Genomic DNA, 2,539 nt, shown 5'->3' on the forward strand with positions numbered 1-2,539 from the left:
GTCTCTGATTTTTCTGAGAAGTGGGTTGATCACCCTGTTCTGAAAGAAGGTATCAGTCAGGAAGCTTTCCTTCAGTTGCTCGGCATGTCGCTGAACACCAGCTACGGTAGCTCTGCCATCAGTGAGATGTCGCTGACCTTCAACATCGCCGATGAGTTTGTTTCTGACACTGTCCTGACAGGCTTCAAAACCGGCTCAATAAAAGATGGCGTAACAGAAACCATCTCGCTTGAGCGCTACGCCTCTACTGGTAAAAGCAAAATCAGCGGCGAACATGTTTCTTCAAACATTGCCACCAACACGGTGACTTCATATAAGAATCTGAAGATTGATCGTTTGGATGCTCGCCCTCTGCTTGCTTACTTCAAGTTGGCTGATGCTCCTTCGGCAAACTACATCGGTAGCTACACTACTGAAGACATTAGCCTGGAAATGTCGATCGATGGTGCCAAAGCGCATGAGCCAATTGGCTTCCTGTCTATGACAGCGGCATCAACATCTGCAAAAGACCTGTCAATCAAAGACGGCGATGGCCTCAAGCTTCTCTCTATCTTTGAAGATCTGGACGCTAAGTCTGATGATGATCAAGAGATGCTGGTGCTTGAACTGTTTGATGCTCTCGGTTCATACAACATTGGCTACTCGGACATTAAAGATCTTGAGGTCAAGTCCTGGGACCCGATTCGTGCTAAGCGCATGAACGAGGTTGCCCCAAGCTTTGAAATGAAGCTGGCGACTGCGTCTATGACCGACTTCAGCCTGAGCGGCATCGGCAACATCACATTGGAAGGTTTCCATGGTGCCGTTGAAGGTGATGATGCTGTCTTTGATGTTGGCACCTTTGAAATTGCCAATGTTGCATGGCCAAGCATGCGAGAAATCGTAGAAAAAGGAATGGCTGCAGATCAAAATCCTGAAGCAGCGATGGAACTTGTTCCAACCATTGGCAAGTTTTCCATCAAGAACGCTGAAGGTATTGCTGACGATCTGGATACCCCGATTTCCCTGAAGGAACTGACCATTGCAATGGATGGTCACATCGGCCCAATCCCAACCAGCATCTCTGACGTGGTGAGTGGCCTGAGCTTTGACGCAGCACTTCTGCAAGAGCCTATGGTTCTAGGTGTATTCGAGCGTCTTGGTATTGAGCGCGTAACACTCAATCAGGACTTCAAAATCGCCTGGGATGAGAACACAGAAGATCTCACACTTGAGAAGTTTGAGTTTGAGCTGGAGAACGGCCTGAAGCTGCGTGCTGACATTCAACTGGGCGGCATTCCTCGCTCCCTCTTTGAAAAACCACATGAAGCAGAAGCTGTGATTGCGCTGGCGACCTTCAAAGGCGCTCAGATTGAAGTGATGGATTCACCGCTGATCAGTGAGTTGCTGGCGGCACAGGCTGAACAGGCAGGCGTTCCAGCTGAGATGCTGGCATCCATGATGATTGATGGCTCTCTGCAGCAGGCTGGCCCGCTGGCTGAGACTGAATTTGCACTGGAACTGGCAAATGCTGCAAAGAAGTTTGCTGGCAAGCCAACCAACATTCGAGTAACTCTGGCTCCACAGTCTGCAGTGCCACTCATGCAGCTGGGTGGTCTTGCTGCTCTGGCACCTCAACAGCTGCCTGAACTGCTGGGTGCGACGGTGACTTACACCGAGTAAGTTCATCTAATCCAGAACAAGAAAAAGCCGCTGTGATTGGATGATCACAGCGGCTTTTTTGTTACCGTTCCAGAATTTTTTGTTCTGAGCTAAAACTTATGAGGATTATCAGACCTCTGAAGAACCTTCCTGAGTTTCTTCTTTCGTGCTGGTGAACTGAAGCTCGCACAAATGGCGGTAGTAACCATCCATCTCGTAGAGCTGATTATGCGTACCACTTTCCAGAAGTTTGCCATGCGACAGAACATGGATTGTATCCGCATCGCGTACTGTTGCGAGGCGGTGCGCAATCACCAATGTGGTGCGCCCTTTCATCAGCCGTGCGAGAGCCGTCTGCACTTTGTTCTCAGATTCAGCATCCAGAGCAGACGTAGCCTCATCTAGTAGCAGGATTGGAGCATTAGAAAGCATAGCACGCGCAATCGCCAAACGTTGGCGCTGACCACCTGAAAGGCGTGTTCCGCCCTCACCTGCCTTGCTGTCATAGCCCTTCTCCATCTTCTCGATGAACTCATGGGCATTCGCATTCTTGGCAGCTTCGATGACTTCTTCATCGGTCGCATCAGGCCGACCAATAAGGATGTTCTCTTTAATTGTCCGATCAAACAGGAAGGTATCCTGCGTAACGATCGCGATGTTGCTGCGCAAGCTCTCCATATTGAAGTCACGGATATCCTGACCGTCGATAAGGATCGCACCATTGTCGATCTCATAGAAGCGCTCAATCAGTGAGAAGACTGTCGACTTACCAGCTCCAGACGCACCGACAAGCGCTGTCACATCACCCGCTTTTGCGACCATCTCTAAACCGTTGAGTGCTTTGGTTTCACCGTAGTCGAACTCAACGTTCTTGAACTCAATACGACCTTTAGATACA

General features: G+C 49.6%; 2 protein-coding genes. One reads left to right on the forward strand and one right to left on the reverse strand.

From position 1 onward, the window contains the following. The coding region (locus PJE062_RS26595) for a hypothetical protein (RefSeq protein ID WP_008551894.1) at positions 1-1,662 on the forward strand (1,662 nt) is incomplete at its 5' end. A gap of 108 nt (positions 1,663-1,770) precedes the next feature. Here PJE062_RS26595 and PJE062_RS20575 read toward each other — a convergent pair. Beyond that, positions 1,771-2,539 (reverse strand): ABC transporter ATP-binding protein (locus tag PJE062_RS20575; protein ID WP_037037852.1); only part of this gene is annotated, 769 nt, incomplete at its 5' end.

Source organism: Pseudovibrio sp. JE062 (assembly GCF_000156235.1).
Lineage (GTDB): Bacteria > Pseudomonadota > Alphaproteobacteria > Rhizobiales > Stappiaceae > Pseudovibrio.